Genomic DNA, 26,377 nt, shown 5'->3' with positions numbered 1-26,377 from the left:
TAACTTGGGAATTTTCCAATGAAAAATCAAGAAACATTTTATCGTGGTGCGGCGGGTAACTTGTCGTTGCTTTGTATTGTTGTACCTATCGGCCTTGCGGCTAGTGAAAAACAAGTGATTCACGCTGATGTGCCACTGGGTACAGAAATTACAGGCATTCGCTACGCCAACGAAGCGTTAGGCGCTAACTCTGGCATTAAAGTTGAGCTTGTTGATGTTGATGACAATACACATACATTGCTTGATGTGAGCGGTTCTTCTGCTGATTCAGGCGTTGTTCCGCTTAAACCTATTTACCTTGACGGTAATAGCCATTCTGACTTGGTATTAACCAATGACGGAACGGGCGCCGCAAGTGGTGAAGTGGTTATTCAGCTTGAGTATCGATTTAAAGGTTACTAAGCCTTTTTACTGTCATGTAGCCTCGCCTATGCGGGGCTTTTTATTTGCCTCGCATTAAGGACATAAAATGTCAGCAAAAATTAGCATTACTTACATTGGTGAAAAGCCAGTTAAGAAAGACACTATTACGGGAAGCCGTCTAGTGTTCCAGAAAGATAAGCCTGTTGAAGTGGTTGAAGATATCGCTTACCGCTTGCTTGATTACCCTAAGGTATGGGTAACGACTGAAAGCGCAAAAGATGTGATTTCTGCACGCATCAAAAAAGCTAAAGAGCTTGAGAAGCGTAAAGCCGAAGAAGCGGAAAAGCTTAAACAAGAAATCATCAATAACAGTGTTTTCGCCATTATTGACGGTGTGAACACTGATATCACTAAGTTCAATTCCAATCAGTTAGCCACGCTTGAAGAAGCGCACGACCTAGTGATAGATAATGACAGCAAAAAGCCTGTTGCTAAATATCGAGCTGCTGTTCGTGACGAGCTGGCAAAGCTGGCAGATTCTGGCGAGGAGTAAGCATGGAGTTACGTGACTTACTGCCGTTAGTGCGTGAAAAATGCCAAGGTATGCTTGATCGCCAAGCTATTGACCACTTGAAAAAGGCTTATCGTAAATTCTGTATCGAGTCTAAGTTTGTTATTCGTAAACAAACGGTTGATAAGGTGGCGAATGAGCTTACGTTAACTCCTGATGCTGGTTATTACATTCTTGATGTTTTAAGTGTTGACGATATTGACGGTCGAGACTTAACCAAAGGTACTCACTATATCGTTACTGATAACCGAGAAATTACTTTGGTTGAAGGTATCGATAAGGCAGTAGTCACGTTTTCCATCGCTCCAATTCTTCCCATTTCTGATTCTGTTGCTATCGAGCAGCGCATTCTTGAGCGTTGGCCTGACGAACTGGCAGCGGGTGCGGCTTCCACGCTTCGCAAAATGCCTAGTCAAGAATGGACGGATTTCAGCTTGAGCCAACATTATCAACGTGAGTTTGTTGAAGGTTACCGGGAAGCGTTTCAAGAGCGTGTATCTGATATCGATAACAGCAAGCTTAACCAATCATCTAAGCGAGTGTTTTACTAATGGCTATCATCACAGCGCAAGAAATTGTAGCGAGAGTCAATAAGCTACTGAACGATAACGGCTATGTACGGTGGCCTAAAGAAGAATTATTGAATTACCTTAATGATGCGCAAAAGGCGATTGTATTACGCAGACCTGATGCTCACACGGTAGATATTGACGACTTTGAATGTGTACAAGGTACAAAGCAGCGTTTACCTGCTGATGCGCTTAGGTTGATTGATATTACTCGCAATTCATCAGGTCGAGCGATTAAAGGACCATTTGATAGAACAGTGCTTGATGATAATTATCCTGATTGGTATGCGGATGCGCCTCAAGCTTACGCAGAGCACTACATTTATGACCAGCGCAACCCGAAAACCTTTTACTTACACCCTGCGGTAGCGGCCAATACTGAAATTACACTGGTGTATTCAAAATCGCCCGATGTTATCAGCGTAAACCAACTTGATAGCGGTGAGGTGATAGGACTTGATGACATTTACCTTAATGCCATTATTGAATGGGTAATGTACCGAGCGTACATGAAAGATGCTGAATATGCAGCTAACAGCAATAAGAGCTTAATGCACCTAAACGCATTTAAATCACAAATGGGCGAAAAGACCCAAGCTGATGGTTCAATGGCTGGTCAGGAAATTAAGGAGTAACTATGGCTGCGGTTGGCGCTTGGTATCGAGCAGGTAAAGTTCAGGTTGAAAGTGGTAGCAAGAATGTTGTTGGTACGTCCACAAGTTGGGTTAGTGCGGTAAACAAGGTTCAGTTTGGTGATATTTTCACGGTAGATAATAAAACTTCTTATGAAATTATCTCTATCACTGATGATAGTAACCTTGTTCTTGACAGAAATTTTGAAGGCAACACAGGCGCAAACTTAAATTACGCCATTATTCGCAATACTTCTGCAACTGTTAATTCGAGTCTTGCTGCCCAAATAGCAAAGCAGCTCAACCAAAAGCAACTATTCCTTGATGAATTAACGGAGTGGCTATCGAGCAACGAAGAAAAAACCACTTTAACTGACGGTAAAGGTGTTGAGCATGAAGTTAAAACGCCTAGCCAGATGGAAAAGGACGTTCAAGGCCGTATTGATGCAGTTAATAAGTTGATTGGTGGTATTACACTGGTTAAAGAAGCGGACTTTGAAGCTCGTAGAGCGCAGAACCTTAATAAGTTTGATGCGTCAGGCTATGTTGAGTTTGGCGATAGTGACCCTGACGTTTCCGTTGACCCAAATAAACCCGGACTTTATACCGACACATCAACGCCCAATGTGCTGATGGAGGGTAAAACCAGAGGCGCAATACTGCATGTTGCAGGGGTAATCTTCCACTGTGAAGTGCAAGAAGTGATTAAGCTTAATGATGCACCTGACGGAACGGTGACATATAACAAAAACACAGGCAAGAATGTTAAACATGCCGATGCTGCCAGCGCTTTTGCTACTGAAGATGATAATATCGAAGTGGTTATGAATCGGGTAGATATGCGTGGGCATGAGTGCTTTTTGCAGGAAATTACACCCGAACACCCATTTGTTTACAACTTCGGTTATATTCATTCAAAGGCCAGCCATATTAACGGTGTCGCAACCACTACAGATAACTCAAGACCTATCACTTATTCTGCGCAATATGATGGTGATACCAGCTCACGACCTGAAGGAGTAGACTTTTTTGCGGCTTCAGATGCTAATAAAGCTAGAATTGCCGCAGATCCTAAGCAGAATATTTATATTTTAAATGATGGTCGCATTGTGCAGTGGTGTAGGCGTAGGAGAACTATTGCAGGTGCAGGTAATGGGGATTGGTTGGCTATCGACTCAACTCAATCAGGGTCTAGTTATAACCGATTTCTAGGCTTTAATAATGTAGATGACAATACCAAGTTATCATTAAAAGCCCAAGGAATTAAAAATACCTCTTTAGGGTTAAGCCTAGGGGCATCAAACGGAACTTATTCTGGAATCAATGCAATAAACTTACCCTCGGTTAAGCGATTCCAAGGTGTATTCTCATGTGAGCAAACAGGATTCGGTACTAACAACGAGTGTTACTTCCTAGTATGTGGGACAGTAGAACGACTTAACCAAGGTGCTTATCACCCTAGTTTTAATGAGTTGGGTGCTAGGCGCTGGAATAACCAAGCCGATACTACATCAGTTTACTGGTTTAATGATAGTGCACCTGAAGTGACTAGCCAAAGTCAATGCTTTAATAATGCCACAGGTTCAGGTGGGGATGTAGGTTACCGTGGCGATACTGGCTTTATTTCGTCAGGTAAATCTGGTAGGCCAGACGACCGTTTCTATGATGCTATCTACGCAGGTGGTCAAGGTGGTGTACAACAAGACTTACGTTACAGTGTATATGAACCGACTAAGGCAGAGATTGGTAGACAACTGCTGCGTATGCAGTCAGGTGAGTTCAGAGGGTATGAGAAGGCTAGGTTTACTAGAGTACATACACAAACCTCGGATGACCAAGTAAGTACTGATGGTGTTATAACTGATATACCTTTCTCAGAGTCACAGATGAGTAATGGTGATTCTATATATATACAGAGTAGTGTTGATGCGACTATATACACCAAAGTTACTATTACATCAGTGTATTCTAGTTCAGGTAAAGTAGGTATAAACTTCGCACCTAGCGCCTCTCGCAGGCAAGGTGGGCAAGTAGTTCATGAAAGAGAACTACCCTACTCCCTAGGACACCAGTTCACTCAAGTAGATGTTATAGGTAACCCTGCTAACATCCTAGCTACACCTGATTTAGCTAATGGTTGGGCAGGTAGTTGGATTCCTGTGATACCTGATTCTTTAATAGATGAGGTAGGGTTAACTAGGAAAGTGCTAAATGCACCCAGTTTACCCAGAATATACACAGTAAACAACGGGGCTACATGGAGTAACGTATCAGCTACTTTGGATACAACTAAAAACACTATGTATGCTTTAAATGACCCAGATAATGTAGCTATATACACCTACACAGCCCAAGCCAAATTTACAGAAGATGCTGATAACGCTGTAGTGTATGGAGGTGCAGAAGGATTGGGGACATTAACCACTACATCCCATTACGACCCCACGGGAGGCTGTTTATTACAAGAGTCTCTGATAGGCCTAATAGGTAAATCTACAGTTAATATTGCTATATGGAATCAACATCTACTAGGTTATTGGTTACAAAGTAATGGGTTATTTCACCCCGATGTAACTATGCTCCCTCAACATACTAGTATAATGTTAGCTGCACCTAGCAATAACTCACCAGCAGTCAAAGCACTCAATTATGTAACCGAAGATAATGGTCAGTTGTTTATGCAGTATGCCTACACTGAGTTACAGCACAATGGTTCAAATTGGGGTGATGATAGTAAGATTCATATCACAGATGGTCAAAGCGTTATGACTGATTTAAACGGTCAAAAAGTTATATACGGCACAGCCAGAACAAAAATCCCTCTAGGCTGGGCGAAAAACAGGAAGTAAACCATGTTTGAAACTTTAAATGATATCCCACAGCCTATTGCTGAGTTTTACCAAGAGACTGAAGCTGAGCTAGGGCTTGTTGTTGAGTTAAAGCCTAAAGGCCGTATTGAGTCGCTAGAGCGATTATCTCTATTTATTGAGCGTGGTGTTGATGAACATATCAAAGATGCAGCAAAAGCGGTTTTAAATGGCGAGAAGTGGCAATTCCTTGATGAATACTTGTTTTGGTTGCACTCAAAACCTAGCGAACCTGAGTTATTGCGTGATGATGCGGGGCTGATTTTAACCGATGAAAACAATAATCAGCTGTATGTTGATGGTATTACACCTGAACGTTATCAAGAATTGCTAGCAAACTGGCAGAACTCCGAGCCTCAACATACTGAGCGAACTGTTGATGATGTGCTTGCAGCTACTGATTATAAAACAGTTATGGAACGCCAAGCCAAATTAAAAGGCGTTGAGTTTGAAGGTGTGATGTGTAGTGCCACAAAAGAGGATATGTGGGGGTTAAACTCTGTTCAGCAGTTAATCGCTATGGGCGGTTCTACTAACTTTCGCTTTGACAATGGAAATAAGCTGCTACTGACACCAGATAACATTCAAGCGTTTCAAGCTGTATGGATTCCATTTAGACAAAGCTTTTTTCAAGATTAATCAATAAATCATTTCATCTTAGGTCGCTTTTATAGCGACCTTTTCATTTTGAGCCTAAACTATGCCGGTTATTTCTGTTAATGCGTTTTCAGGGGAGCGCCCAAGGCTCGACCCTAGACACCTACCTAATGAAGCTGCGCAAGCTTCTCGCAACTGCCATTTTTACTATGGCAACCTATCACCACTAAAACAACCTGAAGTTCTGCCTGAGACTATACCTAGTAGCATTCAAACCATTTTCCAGTATGAAAAAGAGCATTGGTTTACTTGGTACGGCTATGTTGATGCGGTTGTGAGTCCAGTAGCTAACGATCCGTGGCAACGTGTTTATTTTACGGGTGATGGCTTTCCGAGAGTGACCAATAACCAGATTTTTAACGGCAGCGTAAAACCTGCTAATAGTTATCGTCTTGGTGTTCCTGCACCTGAATCAATAATTACTGCAGTTGTGAATGAAGATGCGACTGAGGAAGTTGACCCAAATGATGATGAAACACGCTATTACACTTACACCTATGTAACCGAAGCAGGTGAGGAAGGCGCACCCGCTCAAGCTTCAGATAGGGTGTTAATTCGATATCCAGAGGAAGAAGGTACTTACGTTACTCTAAACATACCTGGTATTAATGTGAATGATGCCAATATCACCCACATTCGCATTTATCGCTCGTTAACTGGTGGCGGCATTGCTGATTACTTGCTTGTAGCGGAAGTGCCGATATCAACCACGATTTATGATGATAGGGCAAAAGGTGACGAACTGGGCTCACCGCTTGAAACCTACGATTACGAAAGACCCAATGAGAATATGAAAGGATTAACGTCTATGTCTAACGGCATTATGGCGGGATTCTTTGATAATACTTTGTGTTTTAGTAAGTCATATTTGCCTTATGCGTGGCCTAGTGGTTATCAACACACTACGGATCACGACATTGTTGCGCTCGTTTCTTCTGGTAACTCGTTAACGGTTTTGACTGAGGGTAGACCTTGGCTGTTTTCTGGCGCTTCGCCTGAATCTATTTCTGGTCGGAACTTAGAGCTTAACCAAGCTTGTGTGAGTAAGCGCAGTGCAATTGTGGTTAATGGCGCTGTGATGTATGCCAGCCCTGACGGTTTGGTTGCATTAAGTGGCAATGGTGCTCAGGTTATCACTGAGGGCATTTTAACCCGTGAGCAGTGGCAAGCGTTCGAGCCTTCAACAATTCGAGCTTTTGAGCAAGAAAGACGTTACTTAGGGTTTTATGGTGAAGGCTTAGATAAGTGTTTTATTTTCGATCCGCAAACGGGTGATTTTAGGCACTTTGATTTTCGCGCGGTTTGTGGCTTTAACAGCTTAATCGATGATTCGTTATACCTTGCGCAAAGCGGAAAAATCTATAAGTGGGAATCTTCTGAGAATCTATTTCCACTTTTTTGGCAATCCAAAGAGTATCGATTTAATCATGCGTCTTTTTCATGCGCCTTAGTTCGTGGCGATATTGCTAACATAGGTTTCAGGCTTTATGCAGATCGTAAGCTTGTGATTGAAAAGCCAGTGGGCTCTATTCCTGATAGTGCTTTTAGGTTGCCAACGGTCAGGGGTAAATACTGGCATTTTGAATTATTTGGTACAGGTGAAGTGGAAACCGTGGTTATTGCTTCTTCAATGTCGGAATTACAAGAGGTGATTAATGGCTGAACGTAGTCCTTTTTCGGGTATTCCTAAGCGTGGCAGAGTATCACCAGAGCAAGAGGCCGTTGCTGAAAATATTGAAATCCTAACGGGGCAGCGTGGCAAAGAGCATAGAGCTTTACTTTATTCTGACTTGGTAGATTTGGATAGGTTAAAGCGTCAAGCCTTAGTTAATAGCGTTACTAAACCCATTGGCAGCTTGCCGCAACCACCAGTTGGAACCATTGAGCGACCTCATGCGCCTGTTAACTTGTCAGGTAGAGGCGGTTTTACTTTTATTGCGATAACTTGGAGTAAGCCGACTTACAGAGGCCATGCTTACGCTGAGATTTTTAGAGCTGAGGAAAACAACTTTTCAAAGGCGGTTCGTATTGCTACTGCATCGGCTGATGTGTTTAGTGATTCTGTGCAAATGGGCTCAACTTATTTTTATTGGGTTCGGTTTGTAAATGTCGCTGATATGAAAGGACCTACTCAGGGCGTTAATGGTATTGAAGTATCAACTCAAGAAAGTGCAGAGGTAATACTTGATACCATTGGCGGTCAGATTGAAGAAAGTCACTTAGGTGATTTTTTAACGGGTGAAATTGGAAAAATACCGGGCTTAGGTGAGGGTGTTGGTTCGATTAATGATGCTTTAGCGGGTATTAACGATGATATCAATCAAACAAAAATCGATTTCAACCAAGAACTTGAAAGCGTCAATGCAGCGGTTGAGCAGGTAAAGCAAGATAGCAATCAAGCTGTAAATGATGCCAAAACCGAAATAGAGAATGCCAAGCAAAGAGTTGGCTCTATCGAGTTGGCGCAATCTTCCCTTGCTGATGATTTAATTCAAATTGCTGTTGGTAATGATGTTAACTGGCGTAACAACGCCACTAAGTTACTTGAGGTCGAAACTTCAATTGGTGAAACCAGAGCTAAGCTTGATGCTGAGGTTTATACCAAGGCCGAGGCAACAGAAGCAATTGCAGCAGCAGCACAAACAGTAAGAGCAGAAGTTGAAGCGGCAGGTGTTCCGCTTGATGGCACAATTGAAGATACTTACTACACCATTGCTACGGCAGACGAAGCGATTGCAATTGCTGATCAACAATTAAAAGCCAGCATTGAAGACCCAAATGGTAATAGCGTAGCTGCAACCTTAAAAAATCAATACTACACCAGTGTAAAAACGGACGAAGCTATCTCTGTGGCCACTCAAGCATTGAAGGCTGCAATTGAAGATCCGAAAGGTAATAGCATTGGTGCGACTTTGGTTAATGACTACCTTACCCAAGTTGACTTTGAAAGCTCACTTGCTCAGTCACTGCAAACACTTCAAGCGGAGATTGAAAGTCCTAACGGTGATAGCTTGGGCGCAACACTGCAAACTAAGTATTACACCAAGGTAGATGTTGATAGTTCTATTAGCGGTATTACTGACATTCTTGATTCGTTTATTGAAAACCCTGAAGGCTCAGAGTTAGGCGCAGGTTTAACCAGAGACTTTTATACTAAGGTTACTGCAAACGAAGCAATAGCCAATGCAAGCCAGTTATTGCAATCAGCAATAGAAGATCCGCAAGGTAATAGTGTTGGCGCAACACTTTTTAATGATTACTACACTAAAACTGATTCTGATCAAGCGATTGCTAGACAGCTTTTTGAGTTGAACAGCAGTTATGATCCCGCTTTTGAGGGCATGATTGAAAACGCTCTAGCGAATGATCAACAGACCGATAGACAGCGGGTAGTTAATGCCAGTATTAGCCGTAAACAGGAAACATTATCTAATGCGCAAGAAGCTACAGCGGAATCGGTCGAACAGTTAAGCGCTAATTTTAATAGTTCACAAGCTGATATCACAGAGTTTAAAAAGACGGTAGCAAAGGATAAGTTAGCCAGTGCGCAGCAGCGAGTAGAGCTTAATGCCGGCATTGAAGGTGTTGCGGCTAATTTGTCGCAAAACTATTTAACCAAGGTTGAAACTGAACTTGCTTTTAGTGCTCTAAATACCGAATTAAGTTCTGAAATTGGCGACTTAAGTGCGACTCTTGAACATAATTACTTTACCAAGACTGAGACAAGTAACGCTATCAGCGCCGTTAATGAAAGCTTGTCTAGCTCTATTGGCAATGTAAACGCTAATCTTGAGAATAACTATTTAACTGAAGTTGAAACCAATAAGGCTATTTCAAACTTATCAACTCAATTAAGTTCAGAGATTGAGGGCGTTTCTAGTAATTTATCTGAGAATTACTACACCAAGACTGAAAATAATGAAGCGTTATCAGCATTAAGTACAGAATTAAATTCAAGCATAAGTGGAGTGAGCGACACTGTTAGTAGTTTAGCTTCAACGCTCTCTGAAGATTATTACACCAAGACCGATACGGATAGTGCGATAGCTGCAATCAATCAGGAACTCAGTTCTAAGATTGACGGTGTAGACGAAGGTTTAGGTTATTTATCTGCAACCTTGACCAATCAGTATTACACCAAGACCGACACGGATAGTGCGATATCAATTGCTAATCAAGTGCTTGAATCTTCTATTGGTGATAATAGTGCAGCCTTGCAAACGCTTAGCCAAACAGTTGCTGAAAACAACGATGACGTTTGGGCGTTATGGGGCGTTAAAACTGAGGTTAACGGCTTAACTTCCTCTATTGGTCTGATTAATGATGGTTCTGATCCTAAGTTCGTGGTTCAAGGCGCTAAGTTTGCAGTAATTAATGGCAACGATAGCCTAACGCCTGTTTTCTCTGTTTCTGGCGGTAAATCGGTAATGAACACCGCTTTGATTGATCAGGCATTTATTAAAACGCTAGTGACTGATGATGTACTTGCAAACCGCTTAATGGTTGGTTCTCGACTCACTACGCCATCAATTAACTATAATCCGTCTACTGGCGCTAGAAGTAATAACTTCAGTATTTCACCGAATGGCACTATGCACTGTAATCACGCTGAATTAAAAAGTGTAACTATTCGTGATAATAGCGGAAGTGTTGTCATGTCATCTGGTGGCAGCATCTCTCATGGAAGAGTGAGTGGCTTGGGTTCTTTGGCAACTCAAAACGGCGTATCAACTTCTCAGGTTAGTGGCTTGCAAAATGCAGTTACCACGTTCATTGATAGTGCTCACATCAACAGCTTATTTGGCGGTAGTGCGATTTTTACAGGCAAGATTTACGCTAATAAGATTGAAGGTGACTTGGTTGATGCGGATGTGCTTTACATTCCTCAAACAGCAGTTGCTGCAAAACCAATAGCTTGGCGCAATTTAATTGTGTTCAGAGTAAAGCGCAACCCTAACTTTGATCAGGTGTTAACAGTTCCATTTTCTGCGATAAGAAGTCCACAGTATCTTAATTATACATATGGAAACTCTGCGTGTGACTTTAGATTGAACAATGGTCAGCAAGGGAAGGAATCTATTGTGATTCCTAAAGGTTCTGGGAGCTTTAGTGTCTCAATAAAAATCAAGCTAACACAAGATGTCGGAACGAGTGAAGTTGGTTGTTTTGCAACGCATTTAACAATGTATATATTCCGTAAAAGTGACGGCTTCATTGTCTAACCCCCCAAAATCGTATATTATTTTATCAATATGAAAAAATCCGTTTTAACCCTTTCAAACTGGCTTGAACATCGAGAACGCTTAAAACCGAAAATTCAAGCTATAGGCCGAATGTCTGCCGAACCTGACCTTTTTGAAACCATAAACAAAGCCTGTTCTGATGAACGGGCTTTTTTATTTCTTGCGCCTGACGGTTTTATCGTTCTAAGGCCTAGACATTGCCGACAACAAACATTTATCAGTGTTCCAGTTGCTTACTGCGAAGGCGGTAAGGCGTTGGAACGATATCAAGGTGAAGTTATTAATCTATCCCGTATGGGTAAGGCTGAGTTTGTTCAGTTTTATACCGCACGAAAAGGGTTTGATCGCCTTGCGTTAAAGCTTGGGTGGTCAAAGTTTGGTTGTCACAGAAACCTCGCCATCTGGCGTTATCAATTAAATTAAGGAGTTCGCATGGGTGGCGATGATGAAATCAAAGAAACTGAATTTGAGAAAGAACTTGGAAAAGTCTACTCAGAAAAGTGGGATTACTATCAAAACAATATTGTTCCGTTTGAAAATCAGATAATTGAAGATGCAAAAAGCAGCAATGATGCTTCAGTTTACCAAAGTATTGCTGATGATGTGAATTTGAGCAATAAGCGCAATTTTGCACAAGCCAGTGAAAAAACAGCGACTAATCTCGCAGCAAGTGGTGTGAACCCTAATAGTGGCAAGTTCAAAAATGCTGTAAATAGCCTGTCAGATATGGAGGCGGTAGCTACAGCAGATTCGGCAAGCAGGGCGCAAGTCTCAGGGCAAGAGCGTTATTTAGACAAAATGGGCAATGTAATGGCTATGGGTGATGGTCAATCAACAAAAGCTGTTTCTTCACTCAGTGACATTGCAATTAATTCACAACGTAAAGCAGTACATGATGCAAGTATTGCAGCGCAAAACCGTGATTCAACACTTGAAGCGGTAGGCGCATTGGGTGGTGCAGCAGCCTCTTACTATAAGCCTGAAAAGAAAAAGGAAGGGGGTAATTAATCATGTTAGGAAAAATACTCACCCAACAAAATCAAGAAGTCGATACTAATCAAAGCTCCGCTGGCATTCGAACGGACAAGTATCAACATGCAATGGCAGATCTGACCCGTGAGCAATGGGAAGATTATAAAAATCGCTTTTTACCTGTACAAAATGAGTTACTTGAGCTTTCGCAGAATGACCAGCTATTAACTGAGCAGTTGGCTAGAAATGAAACCAATATAGAAAACTCTTTTAACAGTGCCGAACAGAACGAGTCCATTAGAATGGGGCGCTATGGCCTTAGTAATTTGGATACGCAGCAGAGCAAGAACAATAATCAGTTGCTTAAAAGTTTGACAACCGCCTCAGTAAACAATGAAACCCGCCAAGCTGTTGATGACTTGCAAAACAAGATCATCACTGGACAGGGAGCTGCAAGAGCTCAACTAGCTGATATAGGGAAAAATTAATATGTCATATTCAATCATGAGCATGGGCGCAAGCACAAAGAATCAGGCTCAGCAGTCGCTTAAAACTTTGTCTGACTTAGAGGCGAACCGTGAAGCGCAGAATAAAAATATTAAACAACAGAAAAAGCAATCAACTCTTGGTGGTGTTGGTACAGGTGCAATGATTGGTGCTCAATTTGGTGGCCCGTGGGGTGCGGTCATTGGTGGCGTTATTGGTGGCATTGCTGGCTCATTATAAGGAATAGTTTTATGGCAGGTGGATTACTTAGGGGTTTGGAACGTGGCTACAACCTTGTTGAGCGCCACAAGGAGAGCGAATTTAGACGACAACGGTTGTCTGATATAGATGCTCGAAATGAGCAGCGTTATGCTGATTCTCAAAAGCGTCTAGCCGACATTGACAGCCGAAATGAGCAGCGCTATCAAGACTCGCAAAAGCGATACTCACTAATGGATAAACGCAACGAAGATCGCTATCAAGATACGCTTGATTATCGTGAGCAACAGCAAGCAGCGGCAAAAGAGAATCGTGATTGGCAAAAATCACGAACTGAGCGTAATGATCAGTGGAAGCAAGATCAACAGATGATGGGCGCTGGTTGGGATTACTTTATGCAAAATGGTGACATCTCACCAGAGCACAAAGAAATGTTTGAGCGTAATGCTGGTTATTCTCCAATGACATTTATGAAACCTGAGTATCGAGAAAAAGTTAAGTTCCTTGATAAGCGGGTAAATGAAATCGTCAAGTCAGGCAAACTGTCAGAAGCCAACTCGCCTGATGTTATTAATGCGTTCAATGAAATTTATTCAGATCGCATTAAGCGAAGTGTTGGTGAATTTGATTCTGTTCGTGGCACTAACATTAAAGACGTTAACTTTCATGGCTTCATTCCTGTAGGTGAAAAAGGTGATGTTACCTTTGCGCTTAAGGTTGATTATGAAAACGGTGATAGCTCCGTACAGGCAATGTCTAAAGGTCGAAGTGCAGACCCTAAAGATCCGCCAGAGGTTATGTCTCCGCAAGAGCTAATCCAGACTATGAAAGCGAAAACGGTTATGGCCGATATGATGGAACGGCCAGATTATTGGAGTGGTATTGGTCGCAAAATGGGCGCTGGTAGCCGTGGTGGTTCTTCTTCTGATAAAACTGAAGCGGCTTATCGTAAAGAGCTTTCAGCTATTGAGCGTGATTTAGCTAATCAGAAAGCGAAGATTATGAGCAGTGATGATCACATGGATGATGAAAGTCGCAGTGCAGCCGTTGAGCGAGTTGAGCAAGTGTTTTCGCAGCGCAGAAAGGCAATTGATGAAAGTTACGGGATTAAGCCTAAAGAGAAGAAGCAAACAGGCGCAGCCGAACAATCACCTGATACTAGCAAGTTAAAAAGTAAGCTAGACGGTTATAGTCCAGATAACGTGATCCAGAAAATAATGGAAAGCAACAAAGGCATGACCAAAGATCAAGCAATCAAAGCCGCAGTTTCACAAGGATATTTATCGAATGTCGAATAAGTTCTATGACCCGTTTGCAGAAAAAGAAATTGAATTTAATGATCCATTTGCTCAACCTAAAGCAGAAAGCGGTGTAGTTGCCGCTTTTGGCGCTGGTGTCGATCAACTGCAAGAGATTGGTTATCGTGCGGTTAAAGGTTTTACTGATACGGGCGAAAATACAGAGGGTTATGAAGAAGGTTCATTTAGTCGCTCTGTTGCTGAAACCATTGGTCAAGGCGGTACGTTGTCACAATGGGCTGATGAAGGTATTAAGCGCAACCAAGAAGAACAAAAAGCGTATAAGCCAACGGTCGAGAGCTATAAAGATATTGATTCACTTGGTGACTTAGGTTCATACACTGGTGAATTAGTTTCTAACTCTTTGCCTTATATGGCAGGTGCGGCTACTGGTGCAGGTGCTTTTGTCATGGGTGGTGGTTTATCTGAAGAAGCTTATTCTTCACAACCAGAAGATGAAAAGAATGTAACTAGAGCTGTTACTTCTGGCTTTGGTCAAATGGCATTAGAGCGCATTGGTTTAAAAGGCTCTACAGGTCAGATTTACGACGCAGTAAAAAAAGAAGGTTTGCGTAATACCGCTAAACGTATTCGTAAAGGTGAGTTTGCCGAAGTTTATAAACGCCCTGATTCTGCTTTAGAGTTTGGACGTAGAGTGTTATTTGGTGCTGCCATTGAAGGTGCAACAGAAACAGGCCAAGAGGCACTTGCTCAATGGGGCGCAGGTAAAGACTTAAGCGAGATTAATCATCTTGACGAGGCTTTTGTTGGCGGTTTTGTTGTCGGTGGCACGATTAGAGCAGGTTCAGAGTCAGCTCAGCTTGCTATGGATTGGCAGAAAAAGGCGCAGCCAGTTGCTAAAACGGGTATTGAATCGCTTGTTGAATCAGGCGTTCCCATGGATGAAGCGATTGAGCAAGTTAGGCAGCAGTTGATTGATTCAGCCATAAAGCAAGGTATGACAGAAGTCCAAGCCGAGGCGGTAGCAAGCCGAACGTTGAAGCTTGAATACGATATTGATCACGAAGTCTTTACGCCTGTTGCTGATGATGTTGCCAGCCGTAGGGCTGCAATGAATGAGCGATTACACCAACAACGTGTAGAGGGTGGTTTTGGTCAGGTTCAGGAATCTTTAGCGGGTGATAATGCCTCAAGTGTTGACGATTTATTGAGTGAAGCTAAAGACTTTAATGATCCATTTGCGAGCGAATTAGAGCAACAACAAGCGTTTGAACAGGATCAAAATATCAAAGGATACCAGCAGCAGATCGCCGATGAAGTCAATTCGCAGCCTTTGGCCATTGAGGATAAGGGTGTAATATTCGCCAATGATAATAGCCAAGAGCAATTAACAACAGATGATGAAGCAGCAAGCGCTACTCCCGCCAACTTGGATACTGGAAGCGTTATCGAAGAAGGTGATCAGCAATCAGGAAGCGCACCAAGTAGCGATATACTTCCACAAACAGGAATTGATGAGCAAGGAAATGCCGATACCAGCGGAGTTGAGTCAGACAGTGGAGAAACTGCTTCTGTATCATCTGGAAACGATTTACACCACAGTTCATTAGATGAATCACCACCTAATCAAGAAGTAAAACCAGAACAACAAGCGGCCTCACAAGAGGCCGTTTCTGTATCTGGCGATCAGCAAGTTAAACCTAAAACAGTTGACGAAGCTACACTGCAATCGGAATATGACTTTTCTTATGAAGGACTTTCTTCTGTAGGCCAAAAGAACGCTAGAGAAGCTGTTGCTAGAATTAAAAACTTAGATAAAGAACAAAACAGCGAGGCTAAGCAAAGAAAAGTTGAATCGATTAAAATAGCTATAAATAAGGCGAGAGTACCAGAAGATATAAAAAGTAAGTTGAGCAAATTGCTTGATGTTGCAAGTTCTGACAGCTCAGCCAATATCGACCAACAAGCTCACGAAGCGGCCACTTCTCCACTTAATGATTTACCTGAACCTACTCAAGCGCAAAAAGAAGCGAATAACTATAAATTAGGCCGAGTTAAACACAGTGGTTTTGATATTGGCATCGAGAACCCGCAAGGCAGTGACCGCAAAGGTGTTGATTCTGACGGTAAAGAATGGTCTGTAAAAATGAATCATCATTATGGTGATATTACAGGCACTAAAGGTGCAGACGGAGATGCGCTTGATGTATTCGTTAAGCCTTCAACTGATAACAGCAATAAGGTGTTTGTTGTTAACCAGGTAGATTCAAAGTCGAGAAAGTTTGACGAACATAAAATCATGCTTGGTTTTGAGACTAAAGCGGAAGCTGAAAAGGCTTATTTATCGAATTACTCTAAAGGCTGGAAAGGTACGGGCTCTATTGCTGAAATGTCACTTGATGATTTTAAGGCATGGGCTAAGGACGGTGATACTACTAAGCCCGTTGAGCTTAAAGCCGAGTCAAAACCTGATTTATATGCTGATGGTGTTGAGCGTGTAACTCATACCACTAAAAAGGGTAAAGAGTTAACCGGCATTATTGATAACAATTTAACTCGCAATGAAGCTAAGGCGATTGATCCGTTTTCCTTCCGCAAAGGTAAGGACGGTTGGTTTATTCGTGAAGAACGTATTAATGAGCATAACGATAAGCTACTTAAAGGTGCTGAGGTTAAGGCAGAAAAAGAACGTGGCATTACTGTTGATGCGAAACAGGAAAAGCCTAATATAGAAAACAAACCTACATCTAGGCATAAGCCTGTTGCTAAAAATTCAGACGGTGAAATTGAAGAAAAGCGGAGTGCAAGTAACCAGCCAAGTTTTGATGACGTAAAAGATACTCACATTGCACTTGCAGGAAAAACGGCTACTGGTCACTTCATGGCTACACACATTAGAAAGCTTTCTTCTGAAATCCAAACCAATATGATGCTTGGTGACGACTTCGATACAGCTTGGCAGAAAGAAAATGGTAAATTTGATCCTATCATCGAAGTTGCTTATAGAGATTTCCTTGGCAGGGTGATTGATGCTAAAGCTAAAGCCGTTGAAAACTCAGCAACAAAAGCCGATACTGAAACTAAGCAAGTAACGGAATCAAAACAAGATGAAACAATTGCAAGCGATAATCAAACAGAGCGTACTGGACAGCAACCCGACTTATCAAGCAATGAGCAAGGACGAGTTGGAAGTAGAGACAGCGGCGTTGGCAAGGATGACAGTGAAGGAAATGGAAGCGCTGCAACAAGTGGGCGTGGAAAAGAACGAAGCACAAAGCCAAGCACTAAAAACCATTCTGGAACATCAAGCTTAAACCTTGACGATGTTGATAACATTGCAAACGGTACTGAAAGTGAGCGAGTTGCTACCAATTTAGAAGCGATCCGCTTACTTAAACAAATTCAAGCAGAAGATAGACCCGCTACACTTGAAGAAAAGAAAATTCTTGCCCGTTATGTTGGCTGGGGCGGTTTAAAAGATGTTTTCAATTCTCAGACCCGCAAGAAATTCGCTAAAGAAGCACACGCTGAGCTTAAAAAACTTTTAACCCGTTCAGAGTATGAAGGTGTTAGGGAGTCGATCCAAACCGCTTTTTATACGTCTAAAGATATTGTTAAGGCTATGTGGTCCGGCGTTGAAGCGTTTGGCCTTGGCACTAAGCCTATGAATGTGGTTGAGCCAAGTGTCGGCAGTGGTAACTTTATTGGCTGGCAACCTGAACATTTACGCAAACAGTCGCATTGGTCGGCTACTGAGATTGACCCAATCACTGGTAACTTAGCCAAGCTGATTTATGACGAGTCAGACATTCAGGTTAAAGGTTATCAAGATGCTAAGTTTAAACAGGGCGTTTTCTCTTTAGCGATTGGTAACCCGCCGTTTGGCGCTTTCACTGTTACAGATAGCACATTCAAAGATATTTCAGGTTTATCTATTCACAATTACATGATTGCTAAAACATCAAAGCTGTTGCACGAAAACGGTTTAATGATGATGGTGATCACTAGCCGATTCTTAGACACAAAAAACGCTAACCATAGTGAATTGTCTAAAACTATGGATTTTGTAGGTGCGATTCGTTTACCGAATACGGCCTTTAAGTCTAATGCGGGAACGGAGGTTACTACCGATGTGGTGATATTCCGTAAGCTTAAAGAGGGTGAAAAGGCTACCAATACCGTTTGGAATGATACCCAAGGACAGGTTAACGGGGTTCGCATTAATAAATGGTTCGAACAAAACCCGCAATATGTCCTCGGTGAAGTGTCTAACCAAGGCACTATGTATGCGAGTCGTGCCGAAGGTGGCGAACTGACGGTTAACCCAACGGCTGAACATGCTGATATTGGTAAGTCGCTGTCTAATGCGATTGCTAAACTGGCTGATAATGTTGATTTAACCGTAAGTAATGAAACTTTAGACAAAGTTGGCGGTGAAGTTACCTTAACTGAAAGTGACTTGTCTATTGGCGGTATGGTGCTTAACGGTGACGATAATGTTGTATTACGTGAAGATGACGACATTGAAGGCAATGCAGTATTAACCAAAGTTACACCAGATACAGTATGGACTGAAAACGGCAAGCATTTAGAAGCGATTAAGACGTTTGATAAAGATAAGCAGCGTATTGCTGCTTATGCTAAAACTCATTTGCTCAATGCTGCAGGTAAATTAAAAAGCTCATATAAGACTAATGCCTTTAAAGCGATTGAGGGGTATTTAAACGGCACTGTACCTTTTGGCAAGTTCAGAGGTGAGCTATTAAAAGCCTTGGGTAATGCTCAATTAGGTCCTAATAAGTTTAAGCGCCTTAAAGCGATTCTTAAGATCCGTAATACTGCGCTTGCACTTCTAAAAGCTGAAAAGCAAAACCTAAGTAATGTTGAAGCACTGAGAACGCAGCTTAATAAAGATTATGATGCGCTTGCTTCTATGGGGACTAAGTCTAAACCTGAAAGTATTGAGAAAAACTTAGGCCTATTAAATGGAAACTTAGACATTGAGTCTGGTTTGGATAGTGTCTCTAAGTCATCTAAGAAAGTGACTAAACACGCTATTTTTGATAAGCGCATGATTCAGCCATACGTTAAGCCTGAATCTGCGGATAATGTTGATGATGCAGTTAACTTCTCGATGAAAGAGAAAGGCGTTGTTGATGTAGCTTATATCGCTGACTTAATGGGTAAGTCTAAGATTGAAGCGAAAAAGCTATTAACTGAAGGTGATAAGCCGTATTTACTTCAAGATCCTGAAAGTGGCAATTATGTATTTGTTGATGATTATTTGTCAGGGAATGTTAAAGCCAAGCTTGCCGCCGCAGAAAATGCAGGTTTAGACAAAAACGCAGAATTATTGAAAACGGCTTTACCTAAAGATAAAACCACAGAACAGGTTAAACCTTCCATTCGTGCGACTTGGATGGACGAAGGAGTATTTGAGTCGTTTTTATCTGCTTTAGGTGTAAATGCTAATGTTTCCGTTGATCGCTCAATTGGTTCAATCAAAATTTTAAAACACTCAGCAGCCGATAAAACCACGCTTGCTAACCAATTTAACAATGGTATTGGTTTAAGTGTTAGCAAATTATTTGAACACGCAGCAACGGGTAAGGCATTGGTTATTTATGATCGCATCGATGCTAAAACTTCAGTTAAGAATGATAAAAAAACCAGTCAAGCCAATGTGCTAGTTAACAAGTTAGCGGATCTGTTTACCACTTGGTCGAATAGCAACCCTGATATTAAAAAGCAGATAACTGATAACTTTAACGATAGAGTCAACACGCATACGGTTAGAAAGTTTAACGGACGTTTATATCTTCAAACGGTAGGTATGAATCCTGAAATCGATATGCGTAAAACTCAGCTAGACGGTGCTTTGCGTATGATTCAAACGCCTAACGCATTACTTGATCATACTGTTGGTGCGGGTAAAACTTTTACTGCAATTACTGGCGTGATGGAGCGTAGACGCTTAGGTATGAGCAAGAAACCACTTGTTGTTGTGCCTAATCATATTATTGGTTCGTTTACCGCAGATTTTTACAAACTTTATCCTGGTGCTAGAGTCTTGGCGGCATCTGATAAACAGATGGATGCCAAAAACCGTAAAAAGTTTTTCTCACAAATGGCTACTGGTGATTATGATGCGATTATTATTGGTCATTCTCATCTTAAAAAGTTACCTAATGATTTTGAATCCACTGAAATGGTGTTCAATGAGAAAATTGACGAACTAAGAGAAGCGTTAGAAAAAGCCAAAAAAGAGAAACAGGAAGCGGGCGGGCGTGGTGCTTCTGTTTCGCAAATGGAAAAGAGTATTACCGGGCTAAAGGATAAACTTAAAGCTAAGAAGGAAGCGCTTGAGAAAGAAAAGGACAGTATAGGGTTTAGCTTCTCTGATCTCGGCATTGATTACATGGTAATGGATGAAGCGCATGAGTTTAAAAACTTAATGTATGCGACCCGTGGTGATCGTGTTGTGGGCATGAATGACCCTAAAGGTAGTGATAAGGCGCTTGATTTACTTATAAAGGCTAGAGGTGTTCAAGGTCTTGAAAATGGTGGTGTAACCTTTATGACAGGTACACCAGTATCAAACAGCTTAGTCGAGATTTATACAATGATGTATTACCTCGGTCACGATATGCTGAAAGAGAATCATATCTCTCATTATGATGCATTTTCAGGTTCGTTTATTGATACTCAGGTTGCACTCGAGTACACGCCTACAGGTACGGTTAAAGAAAGACGTATATTAAAAGGTTTAAACAGTGCTAAAGAGCTGATTGCTAAATACAAACAGTTTGCTGATGTTATTACTCAAGCTGATATGGTTAATATCTATGCTCAAGATGTAGGTGAGCGCAATGAGCGAGAAGGTACGAATGAAACTACCCGCTTCCCTATCCCTAATGTTGCTAATGGCGGCAGGCAGTTAGTTACCACTAAAGCGTCAGAAACTCAAAAAGAATTCAATGATTATCTTATTGCCAGAATGGAAGGTATTGAATCTATCTCTGGTCGTGAAGCGCGAAAAGAATACGCTAAGATTGATAACCCGCTTTGGGTGTTGAGTGATGCCCGTAAAGCTTCGCTTGATGTTCGCTTAGTTGATCCGTCACTGCAAGCAGATCCTACTGGTAAGGTAAAAAGTGCGGCTAAATCGATTAAAGAAAATTACGACAAGTGGACTAAAGAGAAAGGTACTCAGCTTGTTTTCTCTGATATGGGCGTACCGACTAAAACCGCAGCGGGTAACGCCAAAGCTGATTTAGTTAAGTTGGCAGCTTTGGTCATGGACGATAAAAAGGCTCGGTCATTTGTAACTACTTCGCTTAAATCTCAGGAAAATGCTTATACCAGTACATTGGTAGAGCTCGTTGAAATGGTGAGAAGTAACCATGATCTTGACGCAGACAAGGCCGAAAAAGCGGAAGATATGATCCGAGACTTGGAAGCGGCAACATTAACCGCTGATACTGGCTTTAGTGTTTACGATGATTTAAAACAGACACTTATTGAGTCTGGCATTCCTGAAAACGAAATAGCTTTTATTCATGACTACAACACACCTTCTAAAAAAGATGCACTATTTGACGCAGTAAATGAAGGCGATATTCGTGTGCTTATTGGTTCATCTTCTAAAATGGGCGCTGGTACGAATGTACAAAAACGCTTGGTTGCACTTCATCACATGGATGCGCCTTGGCGTCCGTCTGATATGGAACAACGTGAAGGGCGCATTATTCGTCAGGGTAATTCGTTTTATGAGCAAGCCGCAGCTAAAGGAAAGCCTGAATCTTTTGAAGTTGTGATCAATGCTTATTCTACTGAAGGTTCTAGCGACCCGGTTATGTGGCAAATTCTGGAAAGAAAAGCCGCAGCGATTGAGCAATTCCGCAATGGTGATATTGATGAATTTGTAGAAGATCAAAACAGTGATGCGGATAGTTACGCAAACTTTAAGGCGCAAACTACGGGCAATCCTATTTATAAGATGAAGCTTGGTTCTGACGGTGAGTTGCTTGGATTAGAGACTGATTTCACCTCTAAATCTATGGAGTATGACGCAGCCAATAAGACGGTTAGAAACTACGACAAGAATAAGGCTAAGTTATCAGGCTTTATTAATATGGTATCTAAGATCAAATTTGACCACTTTGATATGGCTGGATTTAAGAAAGTTCTTGCCGATGCCGTTGAGCAACAATCAAATGATGCTGAAGCTTATCAAATTGAGGATGCTGCATGGGAAATGCTGTCTGATGCGAGAAAGAAAAAGGTCAAAAAGCCAGTTCGACCAAAGCTAAAGGATATATATGCTCATAATCACAGTTATTCTAAGGCGCTTAATAATGAGTTAATTGCTCCGCTTTCTCAGGCTTTAAAAGACACTGACTTACGTTTAGGTGAGTCTATCGAGCAAGAGCTTAAACTGGATGACAATGTTGTTATTGGTATTAGTGTTGAAACGGCTTCTATTGGTGAGAAAGATAAAACGTATAACTCTGAAGTTTATTTAAAACTTGGTAAAGCGAATATATCTTTAACTGAAAGCCGCAATGTAAAGGACTTTAAAACGCCTAAAGTTGTTTCTGCGCTTCACCCTGCAGTTACTGAGAAAACCATTAAAGAGTATCTTGATGCAGCGAAAAGCAACCTTTCAAGTTTAGAAAGCGATTATAAAAACGCTCAACCAGCTTTGAAAAATGCACCTAGTGATAAAGCGTTAACCTCTGAGAAAGATAAAAACCTTTGGTTAGAAGTAGAAACGGAAATTGCCGATATTAAAGACAAGATCCGCAGAAGCGAAAAGCCAAACAGATTTATTGATAAAGAAGAAATTCGCAATGTTAAGGCCGCAGCGAATGACGTTAGCATTAAGCCTGAAACCGTAACTTTTAACGGAGAAAGCTTTGAAACATTAGGCTTAGATATTCAGACCACTAAAGGCAAAGTTAAACCAGCTTATGATAAAGACGGTAATTATGTTCACTTAGTTGGTCAGAACATTTTAGGCGAAGATTCTGAGTTCATTATTGAAGGAGTTAAGAAAAAGCCTGATTCTATACCGGCACAGGATTATGCTTTCTTGGATAAGTTGAAACCGCAACCAGAGCAAGACATTGAACAGGTAGCGTTAAAAAGCTCTATCCCTAGCATTGTAAAAGCTAAAAACAAGACCAAGCCTAAAGGTATTAGTGTTGCAGAAGGCGAAAAGATTGTTAAGGAGTTTCTTGATAACTACAATGGCAACATTAAGCTTGATTATGTAGTAAAAGAAACTCAGGAGGAAATCTATGGACCAGAATACACCATCGAAAAAGAAGGACGGATCAAAGGCTCATTCAATCGAGAAAGAGGGGTATTTGCCATTGCCACAGCCAATTTGTCAGATAGGGCTGATGCGAGAGAAACACTCAGACACGAAATCCTCGGACACTACGGACTCACCTTATTTGGTGAAAATGTTAAGAAAGATATTCTTCAGAAAATAATTGATTCTAAAAATGAGCCAAGCTTGAAAAAACTTTGGCTTTTAATTGAACACAACAAGCATTACAAAAAATTATCCAAAGAATTGCAAGCCGAAGAAGTGTTTGCGCATGTTGTAGAGGCTAAACGCAATAAAGCGCAACGTATTTATGATGTAATTACCTCTTGGTTGCGTCATGCACTTAAGAAGATTGGCTTAAGTAAATATCCAGTATCAACTAGCGAACTGCACCGACTCGGTGAAACTATCGCTAAAAATATCCGTAATGGCAAAGTAGGGAATAATAACCCACCACCAAAGGGCGGTTTTAAACCGTCAACGGATATGTTTAGTCGATCTGATGATTCAATAGTCTTAGCTGATGAAAAGCTTGTTGATGCAGGCATTCGTAAAATTCAGGATAAATTTAGAAGGTTAAAGGTCTTACAAGGTAAGCTTTCTATCACTGAAAGTAATAATACTTACCAGGCTGAAGAAGCATTTCACGGTAAAGTAACCGAAGATCTGCGAGAAATGGAAGTTAACCACGTTGATAAAATCACTGAATCAATGGCAAAACATAAACTGACTCAAGAGGAAGTTGACCTATATCTGATTGCTAAACATGCCGAAGAACGTAACGCATATATAGATACCATTAACCCTGAGCTACAGGGTAAAGGTTCAGGCATGAGTAACGAAGATGCGCAAGCCATTTTAGATAAAGCCGTATTTGAAGGTAAACGACTGCAGTTAGAAGAAGTGGCGAACCATGTTTATGCAATGCTGACTGAAACTCGTCAACGTATGGTTGATTCTGGCCTTGAAGCGCAAGATGCAATTGATTCATGGCAAGAGCAGTATCAATACTATGTGCCATTGAAAGGTTATGCTGTAGATGATGCCAAGTCACAAGAAGGTAAGAGGTTCGGCACTGGCAAAGGATTTAATGTTAAAGGTCGTGAAACGATAAAAGCATTAGGCCGTAGGTCTTTGGCTGAATCTCCGTTGCTTCATACTATTTCAGATACTTCTAGGGCAATTATTAGGGCCAGAAAAAATGAAGTTGGTAACACTTTCATAAAAATGGTTAAAGACAACCCTGATTCAGACTTTTGGCAAGTGTTCACCGAAGAACAGCCAGATATGAAGCGAGGTACCAGAAAAGTAAACGGTCAAACTCAAGTTGAACAAGTACCAATGTCAGGCTTTGAAATGGCTAAAGACGTTGATAATTACTTCACCACTAAAATTGATGGTGTTGAGCGTTATATCAAGGTTAAGGATCCATTGATATTAAAAGCCATGAATAACTTAGGTGTTGAGCAAACCAATGTCATTACTCAAACCTTAGGTAAAGTGACTCGCACATTGTCCGCACTGGTGACAACGTGGAACCCTGAATTTATGCTGACTAACTTCAGTCGTGATATTCAGACCGCTATTTATAATGTATTGGCTGAAACTCAAATTGCCGACGGTAAAGCGAAAGGCACTGAGAAACTTGCTAAGAAGATGATCAAGTCTGTACCTAAAGCAATGGTGACACTTCGAAAAGCCTTTAGAGAAAATAGCTTTGAAGGTGAATGGGGCAGTTATTTAAAAGAGTTTTTAGAGCATGGTGCAAAAACGGGTTGGGTTAATCAAAAAGACATTAACGAACTCGGCAAACAATTAAATGGTGCTATAGCTGCTGCTAGTGATACGGCTACTGGTAAAGCAAGAAAGCATTTCAATACCGTGATTGATTTTGTGTCTGACTATAACGACATTGTAGAGAACGCTACTCGTTTCAGTACCTACTATCATGCTCGTAAGCAAGGTGTCAGTGCAAAGCAAGCCGCCAGTTTAGCCAAAAACTTAACCGTTAACTTTAACCGCAAGGGCGAGTGGGGTAACACGGTCAACTCTTTATATATGTTTGCTAATGCCAGTGTGCAGGGTACGGCTAACATGCTTAGAGCGATTGCGACACCTAAAGACGTAACCAAGTCTCGTTTGAATCCGGCACGTTATAACCTTTCACAAAAAATCGCTTTTGGTACCGTTATGGCTACGATTGCGGCTTCACACCTAATGCGCATGATTGGCGGTGATGATGAAGATGGTGAACCTTACTATGACAAAATCCCTGACTATGTAAAAGCAAACAACTTTGTGATCATGCTAGGTGAAGGCAAGGATTATGTTGCTATCCCTATGCCTTATGGTTACAACATCTTTGCAAATATCGGTCATGCGCTTGATGATCTTCAACGTGGCAAGTCAGTTGGTAAAGTGGCGAGTCGATTAATGCTTACAGCTACTTCGGTGTTTTCGCCTATTGGCTCAAGCGATAGCCAAAACATTGAAACGGGTTTACTTAAAACGGCAATGCCTACGGTTGGAAAGCCAATTGTTGAGTTAGTGGCTAATGAAAACTTCTTCGGGAGCAATATCTATCCTGAGCAATCGGGTTACAAGGTGAAGAAGTCGGACGGCCATTTAGGGGATAATCGCACTTGGCAATGGCTCAGTGATATGACTACCTGGTTAAATGACAATACTGGTGGTTCGAAATATCGAGAAGGTGGGATTAGTATTGCACCGCAATCTATTCAGCACATGCTTAAATTTATTGGTGGTGGTTTATTCCAGTTCGCTTCCAGAACCACAAGCTCAACGGCAAAAGTGGCAAGCGGTGAAGAGGTTGATCGCAGAGACATTCCATTTAGTCGTAGATTTTATAAGGCAGTAGATCCTCGAACTAACATCAGTAACTTTTATGATGATAAGTCATTACTCGATGCTTACAAGATGGAATATAAAACATTACCAGCTAGTGAGCGTTCAGCCTATAAGCAGAAGTATGATCGTCAGTTGAAGTTGCATGCGTATGGTCATGTGCTGGAAAAGCAGCTTAGAAACCTTAATCAAATGAAACGTAAAATTGAGGGTTCTAAGATGGACGAAGCCAAGAAAGAAAAGCTGATAGAGAAAATCGACAATAAGAAAATTGAATTGTCATTGCAGTTTTCTCAAAAGAAAAAGCAACTAGGCATTAAAGATCTATAAATAGGAA

The 26,377-nt window shown here is 41.4% G+C and carries 14 protein-coding genes; all 14 read left to right on the top strand.

The window, feature by feature from the left end:
- The first annotated feature begins 18 nt into the window (after positions 1-18).
- The 14 genes from JQC92_RS02330 to JQC92_RS02265 all read left to right on the top strand — a co-directional run bounded on the left by JQC92_RS02330 (position 19) and on the right by JQC92_RS02265 (position 26,370).
- Entirely contained in the window at positions 19-402 is a 384-nt protein-coding gene (locus tag JQC92_RS02330) for a hypothetical protein (protein WP_204998132.1), read from the top strand.
- 67 nt (positions 403-469) lie between these two features.
- Entirely contained in the window at positions 470-916 is a 447-nt protein-coding gene (locus JQC92_RS02325) for a hypothetical protein (RefSeq protein WP_204998131.1), read from the top strand.
- Positions 917-918: 2 nt separating this feature from the next.
- Positions 919-1,485 (top strand): hypothetical protein, encoded by a 567-nt coding sequence (locus JQC92_RS02320; protein WP_204998130.1) that lies wholly within the window; start codon positions 919-921, stop codon positions 1,483-1,485.
- Positions 1,485-2,138, top strand: coding sequence for a phage adaptor protein (locus JQC92_RS02315; RefSeq protein WP_204998129.1), 654 nt, complete (start codon positions 1,485-1,487; stop codon positions 2,136-2,138). The genes JQC92_RS02320 and JQC92_RS02315 overlap by 1 nt, the downstream gene beginning before the upstream one ends.
- Positions 2,139-2,140: 2 nt before the next feature.
- Positions 2,141-4,984 (top strand): hypothetical protein, encoded by a 2,844-nt coding sequence (locus JQC92_RS02310; protein ID WP_204998128.1) that lies wholly within the window; start codon positions 2,141-2,143, stop codon positions 4,982-4,984.
- Positions 4,985-4,987: 3 nt separating this feature from the next.
- Positions 4,988-5,641, top strand: coding sequence for a hypothetical protein (locus JQC92_RS02305; RefSeq protein WP_204998127.1), 654 nt, complete (start codon positions 4,988-4,990; stop codon positions 5,639-5,641).
- A gap of 61 nt (positions 5,642-5,702) precedes the next feature.
- Entirely contained in the window at positions 5,703-7,322 is a 1,620-nt protein-coding gene (locus tag JQC92_RS02300; protein ID WP_204998126.1) for a hypothetical protein, read from the top strand.
- Complete coding sequence (locus JQC92_RS02295; RefSeq protein WP_204998125.1) at positions 7,315-10,881, top strand: phage tail tip fiber protein; 3,567 nt, start codon at positions 7,315-7,317, stop codon at positions 10,879-10,881. Before JQC92_RS02300 ends, JQC92_RS02295 begins: the two co-directional genes overlap by 8 nt.
- A gap of 30 nt (positions 10,882-10,911) precedes the next feature.
- Entirely contained in the window at positions 10,912-11,325 is a 414-nt protein-coding gene (locus tag JQC92_RS02290; RefSeq protein ID WP_204998124.1) for a hypothetical protein, read from the top strand.
- Between the two features lie 9 nt (positions 11,326-11,334).
- Positions 11,335-11,910 (top strand): hypothetical protein, encoded by a 576-nt coding sequence (locus JQC92_RS02285; protein WP_204998123.1) that lies wholly within the window; start codon positions 11,335-11,337, stop codon positions 11,908-11,910.
- A gap of 2 nt (positions 11,911-11,912) precedes the next feature.
- Complete coding sequence (locus JQC92_RS02280; protein ID WP_204998122.1) at positions 11,913-12,362, top strand: hypothetical protein; 450 nt, start codon at positions 11,913-11,915, stop codon at positions 12,360-12,362.
- 1 nt (position 12,363) lies between these two features.
- Positions 12,364-12,600, top strand: coding sequence for a YMGG-like glycine zipper-containing protein (locus JQC92_RS02275; protein ID WP_239480292.1), 237 nt, complete (start codon positions 12,364-12,366; stop codon positions 12,598-12,600).
- An 11-nt stretch (positions 12,601-12,611) separates the two neighbouring features.
- The gene (locus JQC92_RS02270; RefSeq protein WP_204998121.1) at positions 12,612-13,877 is read left to right on the top strand and encodes a hypothetical protein; all 1,266 of its coding nucleotides are present in this window, start codon (positions 12,612-12,614) and stop codon (positions 13,875-13,877) included.
- A complete protein-coding gene (locus JQC92_RS02265; protein WP_204998120.1) occupies positions 13,867-26,370 on the top strand; it encodes an LPD38 domain-containing protein in 12,504 nt (4,167 codons plus the stop codon). The genes JQC92_RS02270 and JQC92_RS02265 overlap by 11 nt, the downstream gene beginning before the upstream one ends.
- Positions 26,371-26,377 lie beyond the last annotated feature (7 nt).

It is taken from the genome of Parashewanella hymeniacidonis (assembly GCF_016900895.1).
Classification (GTDB): domain Bacteria; phylum Pseudomonadota; class Gammaproteobacteria; order Enterobacterales; family Shewanellaceae; genus Parashewanella; species Parashewanella hymeniacidonis.
The sequence above is the reverse complement of the archived record's forward strand: the minus strand, read 5'-3'. Positions and strand labels throughout refer to the sequence as shown.